The organism is Allobosea sp. BK604, assembly GCF_004341515.1.
Classification (GTDB): domain Bacteria; phylum Pseudomonadota; class Alphaproteobacteria; order Rhizobiales; family Beijerinckiaceae; genus Allobosea.
Map to the genome: position 1 here is coordinate 291973 of NZ_SLZF01000011.1, position 7929 is coordinate 299901.

Sequence of the window (7929 nt, forward strand, 5' to 3'; positions counted from 1 at the left end):
GGATTGCAGGACGATGACAGCATGAGCGCGCTGACCTTCGACAGGCTCGGCAAGGCCTATGGCGAGACCGACGTCGTCAAGGACGTCTCGCTGACGATCGGGGAGGGAGAGTTCGTCTCGCTGCTCGGCCCGTCCGGCTGCGGCAAGACGACGATCCTGCGCATGGTCGCCGGCCTGGTCGAGCCGAGCCGCGGCCGCATCCTGATCGGCAATGACGATGTCACCAGCCTGCCTCCGAACAAGCGCGGGCTCGGCCTCGTCTTCCAATCCTATGCGCTCTTCCCGCATCTGACCGTGTTCGAGAACGTCGCCTTCGGCCTGCGCCGGCGCAAGGTCTCGGGCGCGGAGCTGGACAAAAGGGTCAAGGAGGCCCTCGCGATGGTCCGCCTCGCCGCCTTCGGCGAGCGCTATCCGCGCCAGCTCTCCGGCGGCCAGCAGCAGCGCGTCGCGATTGCCCGGGCGCTCGCGCCGCATCCGCGCGTGCTGCTCTTCGACGAGCCGCTCTCCAATCTCGATGCGCAACTGCGCGACGAGATGCAGATCGAGCTCAAGCGCCTGCAGCGCGGGCTCGGCATCACCACGCTCTTCGTCACCCATGATCAGGGCGAGGCGCTGTCCATGTCCGACCGTGTCGGCGTCATGGCGAAGGGCGTGATGCAGCAATTCGCGACGCCCGAAGACATCTACCACCGCCCGGCGACCGGCTTTGTCGCGAGCTTCATCGGCAAGCCGAACCGGCTTTCCGGCATGATCGCCTCGCGCGACGGCGCGGGCGGCACGGTGAAGCTTGGCAACAGCCTGGTCCTGCCGGCGGCTAAGCTCGACCAGCCCGCGGGCGCCAGGGTCGACATCGTCATCCGGCAGGAAGCGATCGGCCTTGCGGCGGGCGAGGCGGGGCAGGGCGCGCTTCCCGGTACGGTGGCGCTGCGCTCCTTCAGCGGCGCGCGCGTGCAATATGTCGTGAAGCTCGCCGATGATGTCGAACTCGTCGCCGAGGCGCCGTCGAGCGGTCCCGATGCGGCGCTCCCGGTCGGCTCGCCCGTCGCGCTGAGGCTCGATCCGGCCGCCGTCTTCGCCATGACGCCCGAGGGAGAGCGGGCATGATGAAGACCCGCACCGGCCTCATGCTGATCGCGCCGCTGGCGCTGGTGCTGGCCGGCTTCTTCCTCGTGCCCGTGCTGATGCTGCTGCCGACCAGCTTCGGCGAATACCTGCCCGGCAGCGGCATGACGCCCGGTGTCTGGACGCTGGAGAACTACACCCGCATCGTCACCGACGACTATTATCTCGAGGTGATCTGGCGCACGCTCGGCCTCGGCCTCTTCGTGACGCTGGCCTGCCTCGTGCTGGGCTATCCGCTCGCCTATCTGATCGCGCGCGGGCCGCAGAGCTGGCGCGTGCCGCTGATCCTGCTCGTCGTCTTCCCGATGATGCTGAACCTCGTGGTGCGCTCCTTCGGCTGGATCGCGCTGCTGACCAATCGCGGCCTCGTCAACAACCTGCTGATCGATCTCGGCCTGATCTCGACGCCGCTCAAGCTGATGTTCAACCTGACCGGGCTGATGATCGGCCTGACCCATATCTACCTGCCCTTCATGGTGCTGATGCTGGTCGCGGCGATCCAGAACGTGCCGCGCGACGTCGAATCCGCGGCGGCGACGCTGGGCTCCAGCCGCATCCACGTCTTCACCTCCGTCACGCTGCCGCTCTCTGCGCCGGGCATCCTCGCCGGCTCGATCCTCGTCTTCGTGCTGACCATCAGCGCGCTGGTGACGCCGCGCATGCTGGGCGGACCGACCTACAAGGTGATGGCGACGGTGATCTACGACGAATACATGCAGCTTCTCGACTGGCCGAGCGGCTCGGCGCTCTCCTTCACCCTGACCTTCATGGCGATCGCGGTGATCTGGCTGTCGAGCCGGCTGACCAAGCGCTGGGCGGGCATGGCATGAGCGCGACAACGGAAAAAGCCGACAAGCCGGGGCTGGCGGTCACTACCGTGGCGCTGCTGGTCGTCGTCTTCCTGCAGATTCCGGTCGTGGTCGTGGTCCTCGCGGCCTTCTCGACCACCTCCTATCTCACCATCCCGCCGCAGGGCTGGACGCTGCAATGGTTCGCCAAGGTGCTGAGCGACCCGACCTATCTCTCGGCGATCCGCATGAGCCTGATCCTGGCCTTCGGGTCGACGGCGATCTCGCTCGTGCTCGGCACGGCCGCCGCCTATGCGCTGTTCCGCAAGGCGATTCCCGGTTCGGAGGCGATCACCTCCTTCCTGATGGCGCCGCTCATCCTGCCGGCCGTCGTCATCGGCGTGGCGCTGCTGCAATATTTCAGCATGACCGGGCTGCGCGGCAGCCTGTTCGGCCTGCTGATGGCGCATGTGATCATCACCGTGCCCTATATCGTGCGCTCGGCCCTGGCGAGCCTGTCGGGGCTCGATCTCGCGGTGGAGGAGGCGGCGCGTGTCCTCGGCGCCTCTGGCTTCGAAGCCTTCCGGCTGGTGACGCTGCCGCTGATCGCGCCCGGCCTCGTCGCCGGCGCGCTGTTCGCCTTCATCACCTCGTTGGACAATGTGCCGGTGACGATCTTCCTGATCAGCGCCAGCCAGACCACCTTGCCGGTGCTGATCTTCTCCTCGGTCGAGATGGGCGTCGACCCGAGCGTCGCGGCGATCTCGACGCTGCTCATCGTCGCGACCGGCATCATCCTCCTCATCGCCGAGCGCCGCGCCGGCTTCCACCGCTTCGTCTGAAACGAGTAATGACATGCCTCTGACCAGCAAGGGTTTCCCGCTTTTCCTGACCTTCGATCTCGACGCCGAGACGATGTGGACCGGGCGCGACCCCGCCTATGCCAACCGTCCGATCCTGATGTCGCAGGGCGCCTATGGCTGGAAGGTCGGCACCGGGCGCGTGCTCGATCTGCTCGACCGCTATGGCATCAAGGCGACCTTCTTCGTGCCCGGCATCATCATCGACCAGCGCGAATGGCTGATGGAGGAAATCCTCAAGCGCGGGCACGAGCTGGCGCATCACAGCTACAGCCACACCTGGATCCTGAGCCTGACGCCCGAGCAGGAGCGCGAGGAGATGGAGAGGGCCTTCCAGTCGATCAAGCGCGTCAGCGGCCGCGCGCCGCGCGGCTGGCGCTCGCCGGCGGCGGAGATCAGCCCGATCACCATGCCGATGCTGGTCGAATACGGCTTCGACTACTCGTCCAACTTCTTCGACGACGACTCGCCCTATCTGCATGAGGTCGAGGGCAAGCAGACCAAGATCGTCGAATTGCCCTTCCGCTGGGTGCTCGATGACGCGCCCTTCTTCCAGTATTCGATCGTGCTGCCCGGCCGCACCATGCAGGCGCCGTCGGCGCTGCTCGAGGCCTGGATCGGCGAGTTCGACGTGCTCTACGCCGAAAACCGCATGATGATGGTCGGCATGCATCCGGAAATGATCGGCCAGCCCTCGCGTATCAAGGCGCTGGAAGGGCTGATCGAGCACGCACTCAAGCACCCGAATGTCTGGATCGGCCGCTGCGACGAGATGGTCGACGACATGCGCCCCTGCCTGGAGAAGGCCCGCGCGGAGGCAAAGCGGTGAGCCGCGCGCTTAGGGGACGGCGCATCCTGATCACCGGGGCCGCCAAGGGCATCGGTCTTGCGACGGTGGAGCGCTTCATCACTGAGGGCGCCCGCGTCGTGGCGCTCGACCGTGACGAGGTGGCTCTGGCAGCGCTGCGCGGACGGTTCGCGGCTGGATCGCTCGATACCGCCGAGGCTGACGTGACCGAGCCTGAGGCAGTCTCCGCCGCGGTCGCGGCGGGCGCCGAGGCGCTTGGCGGGCTCGACGGCCTCGTCAACGCCGCCGGCATCGATCTGATCGCTTCGATCGAGACGATGACGCTCGCCGACTGGAACCGCATCATCGCAGTCAACCTGACCGGTCCGATGCTGGTGACGCAGGCGGCCTATCCCCATCTGCGCGCGGCAGGCGGCACCATCGTCAACGTCTCCTCCGGTGCGGGGCTCTCGCCGTTGAAGCATCGCACGGCCTATTGCGCCTCGAAGGCCGGGCTGCAGATGGCCGGCAAGGCGTTGGCCATGGAGGCGGCCGAGTTCGGCATCAGGGTCAACACGATCTGCCCCGGTGCGGTCGAAACCGAGCTGTTCCGTTCCAGCATCGACACCGCCCCAGATCCGCAGGCCGCCTACGAGACCGTCCGTGCCCGCTACGCGCTCCAGCGCATCGCGGCGCCCGAGGAGATCGCAGCGGCGATCCTGTGGCTGACCAGCGCTGAATCCTCCTATGTCACCGGCACGGCCATTGCCGTGGACGGTGGCCGGACCTTCCACTGAGAGGCTGGAGATGACGTCCCCGAACCAGCGTTTCGCCGGCAGGACGGTGGCGATCACCGGCGCCGCCCATGGCATCGGCGCCGCCACCGCAAATCGCTTCCTGGCCGAGGGCGCGCGCGTCGCCGTCATCGACCGCGAGGCGGACGGCTTCGCCGAGAACCTGCGCGATGCGCCGTCCGATCGGTTGCTCACCATGGCGGGCGACTGCACCGATGCCGCCGTGCTCGCCGATTTCCACGAGCGCACGCTCGCTGCCTTCGGTCCGATCGACGTGCTGTTCAACAATGTCGGCCAGAGCGGGCGCGAGCGTGCCGCGCAATTCCATGAATCGCAGGAGGAGGTCTGGCGCTTCGTCCTGGAAGTCTCGCTGTTCACGGCGATGCGGATGTCACGCCTCGTCGTGCCCGGCATGCGCGAGCGGGGGGGACGGATCGTCAACATGTCGAGCGACGCGGCCCTCGTCGGCGATGCCGGTCTCACCGACTATGCCGCCGCCAAGATGGGCATTGTCGGCTTCACGCGCTCCCTGGCGCGGGAGCTCGCGCCGCACCGCGTCACCGTCAACGCGGTGGCGCCGGGCGCGATCCGCACCCGCGCCCATGATCGGCTGACGCCGGCCGTGATCGATCGGATCAAGGCGACGACGCCTGCGGGCTTCATCGCCGAGCCCGAGGATGTCGCCGGCGTGGTCGCCTTCCTCGCCAGCGAGGACGCCCGCTACATCACCGGCCAGACGCTGCTGATCGATGGCGGCCGCTGGATGACCTGAGGCAGGAGCCAAGCCCGTGACCGCCATCGCCGATCTCTCCGCCACCGCTCTCACCGCCGCGATCCGCGCCCGCCGCATCTCGCCGGTCGAGGCGGTCGAGGCGGCGCTTGCCCGCATCGACGAGCGCAAGGACCTCAACGCCTTCATGGCGATCCCGGCCGAGCGCGCCCGCGCGGAGGCCCGCAAGGCCGAGCAGGCGCTTGCGAGCGGAGACCCTGTCGGGCCGCTGCACGGCGTACCATTCTCGGTCAAGGACCTGACCAATACCGAAGGTGTCGCCACGACGCAGGGGGCCGCCCTGTTCGCCGATACCGTACCGACGGCCGATGCGGTCTCCGTCGCGCGCGCCCGGGCCGCCGGCGCGATCCTGATCGGCAAGACGACCACCCCGGAATTCGGGCACAAGCCCTTCACCGAAGGTCCGTTCTTCGGCCGGACGCTCAATCCTTACAGCTACGCCCATACCTGCGGCGGCTCCTCCGGCGGCGCGGCGGTCGCCGTCGCCTCGGGGATGGGTCCGATCGCGCTCGGCAGCGATGGCGGCGGCTCGATCCGCATTCCCGCCGCCTGCTGCGGCGTCGTCGGCCTCAAGGCGACGCTCGGCGCGGTCCCGCATCTGCAGGTGCCCGATCTGTTCGGCGCCAATTCCTTCGTCGGGCCGATGGCGCGGAATGTCGCCGATACGCGCCTGCTCTTCGACGCGATTCACGGCCCGGACCGGCGCGATCCTTACGGCCAGGTCGCGGCCTTTCCGAGCCGGGTCCTGGCCAAGGGCGAGCGCCCGCGCATCGGCTTTCTCCTGCGCTGCGGCAACATCCTCGATCCCGAGGTCGAAACCGCCGTGACCGCCGCGATGGCGAGGGCCGAGGCGCTCGGCATGATCGTCGAGCCGATCGAACTCGATCTGGTCGCGCTCGAGCCGCATTTCCTGGTGCTGCTGCGTTCGCTGCTGCTGGCGCGTCTCGGTGGTCAGGCGCAGCGCACGCCGGACAAGCTCGACCCGACGCTGATCGCGACGATCGAGGCGGGGCGCGCCTACAGCGCTGCCGATCTCTGCGAGGCGCAGTTCGCCCGCAGCGCCTGCTTCCAGAAGATCCAGGACATCCTGTCGCGCTGCGACCTGATCGCCTCGCCGACGCTCTCGGCGCCGGCCCTGCCGGTGGGCGTCGATCCGCTCGGCCGCGTCGAGATCGCCGGGCGGGATGCGGGCACGATCCGCGGCGCCTGGTATCCCTACACCTATCCGTTCAACCTGACCGGCCACCCGGCCTTGTCGCTGCCCTGCGGCCTGTCGCGGGCCGGGTTGCCGATCGGGCTGCAACTGGTCGGCCGCTGGCACGAGGAGCACTATTTGCTCGCCATCGCCGAGCGGCTGGAAGCGGTCCTCGCCTTTGATGGCTCAGTCCTTTAGGCCGATTTTGGACGATCTTGGGAGGGGTGCCGCGATGCCCGCGAGGTGTCGTTGGAGTCAATTTGCAGGCGGCAGTTCACGGGCTGTTAACCGCGCCAAGGCTAGGAATTGAGGGTCGGAAACTATTCATCAGTAGTATTTGCGGGCCATGCGTAAGATAGAACTTGATCCGCGAGGTATTGCTGAAGATGTCGCTGGTCAGCGGCTGAACAGCTTCGATTCGCGTGTGGTTGTGCGCAGCGACGGGCGTTCGCTCGATGCGCGTTCATCGCTTGGATCGGCTGTCGGTTCCGGCGTTTCGAAGGCCGCTTTCGATGCGGCGTTCGGTCAAGCTTCGAGCGTGCGCTTCACGCGTTCGCCCAATAAGCCGCGTCTCCAGCAGGAGGTGCAGGTCGAGCCGGGCGAGGCGGCTGGCAGCGCAGATGCCGTCGGCGCGCAGGCGCCCGGTGCTCCGGCCACGCCCAGCCGGGTTCGGTACGGGCGGACGCCGGATCATCTTCTGAAATATGTCTGGGGCGGGGCGCTCACGCCGGTGCCGGGCAAGCGTGAGGCCGCTGCTGGCGGCGATTTCGATCAGCCTATCGTCGATATGGCCTGGTCGGATGTCGAGTTTCCGGATGAGGGGCTGGGCGAGCCCCCGATCGAGCCAATGGCCGAGGGCGGGGTTGTCGCGCAGCCCTATGCTTTCATTTCCGACCATGCGTTCTGGGAGCTGGGCCCCGGGCAGGCTGCCGAGATATTCGACGCGGCAGGCGACGATACGTTTTCAGGCCATCAGCCCTATGCGGCGGCTACGCCCTTCGCCGAGCCGCAGCCGGCGGAGGCTCCATCTCCCGATGTTTCGGTGCATCCAGTTGCCGCTCCGGCTCCGGCTGCCGAGCCCACCGGCTTTGCCTGGTCGCAATCCTACAGCGTGAACCTGCAATTCTCCGCGCATTCCTGGTTTGACGCAGGCGTGGTCTCGGCCAAGCCGGCGGATATCGACGCGGCGAGCAAGCCGGAGCCGGATGCGTTCGTTCCCGAGGAGGCCGAGCCGGAGGTCGTTCCCGAGAGCGTGAAGCCCAAGCGACGGCCGGCCGCGGTAGCGCCGCGCCAGGCCTCCACGGGCGGCTTCGAGCTGCCGCCGATCACCTTCCTGATGGAGCCGCAGCAGCAGCCGGAAGCGGCCGTCTCGGTCGAGACCCTGCAGCAGAATGCCGGCCTCCTGGAAGGCGTGCTCGAAGATTTCAATGTCCGCGGGGATATCGTCCAGGCCTGCCCCGGCCCGGTGGTGACGCTCTATGAGCTCGAGCCGGCGCCCGGCACCAAGTCCTCCCGCGTGATCTCGCTGGCGGATGACATCGCCCGCTCGATGAGCGCGATCTCGGCGCGCGTCGCGGTGGTGCAGGGCAAGAA

Annotated in this window: 8 protein-coding genes; all 8 read left to right on the forward strand. The window is 67.8% G+C overall.

From position 1 onward, the window contains the following. The first annotated feature begins 21 nt into the window (after positions 1 to 21). A complete protein-coding gene (locus tag EV560_RS29750) occupies positions 22 to 1104 on the forward strand; it encodes an ABC transporter ATP-binding protein (RefSeq protein ID WP_131859453.1) in 1083 nt (360 codons plus the stop codon). Continuing rightward, positions 1101 to 1952, forward strand: a complete 852-nt coding sequence (locus EV560_RS29755; protein WP_131859454.1) for an ABC transporter permease — start codon at positions 1101 to 1103, stop codon at positions 1950 to 1952. Before EV560_RS29750 ends, EV560_RS29755 begins: the two co-directional genes overlap by 4 nt. Next, positions 1949 to 2752 carry an ABC transporter permease gene (locus EV560_RS29760; protein WP_131859455.1) on the forward strand — a complete coding sequence of 268 codons (804 nt, stop codon included), beginning with the start codon at positions 1949 to 1951 and terminating at the stop codon, positions 2750 to 2752. Before EV560_RS29755 ends, EV560_RS29760 begins: the two co-directional genes overlap by 4 nt. Positions 2753 to 2765: 13 nt before the next feature. Continuing rightward, complete coding sequence (locus tag EV560_RS29765) at positions 2766 to 3599, forward strand: polysaccharide deacetylase family protein (protein ID WP_131859456.1); 834 nt, start codon at positions 2766 to 2768, stop codon at positions 3597 to 3599. Then, positions 3596 to 4354 carry an SDR family NAD(P)-dependent oxidoreductase gene (locus EV560_RS29770; RefSeq protein WP_131859457.1) on the forward strand — a complete coding sequence of 253 codons (759 nt, stop codon included), beginning with the start codon at positions 3596 to 3598 and terminating at the stop codon, positions 4352 to 4354. Before EV560_RS29765 ends, EV560_RS29770 begins: the two co-directional genes overlap by 4 nt. A gap of 10 nt (positions 4355 to 4364) precedes the next feature. Continuing rightward, complete coding sequence (locus tag EV560_RS29775) at positions 4365 to 5123, forward strand: SDR family NAD(P)-dependent oxidoreductase (RefSeq protein WP_131859458.1); 759 nt, start codon at positions 4365 to 4367, stop codon at positions 5121 to 5123. A 16-nt stretch (positions 5124 to 5139) separates the two neighbouring features. Beyond that, entirely contained in the window at positions 5140 to 6534 is a 1395-nt protein-coding gene (locus EV560_RS29780; RefSeq protein ID WP_131859459.1) for an amidase, read from the forward strand. Between the two features lie 340 nt (positions 6535 to 6874). After that, positions 6875 to 7929: DNA translocase FtsK (locus EV560_RS36565; protein WP_282568883.1), on the forward strand; the 1055-nt coding region annotated here is incomplete at its 3' end.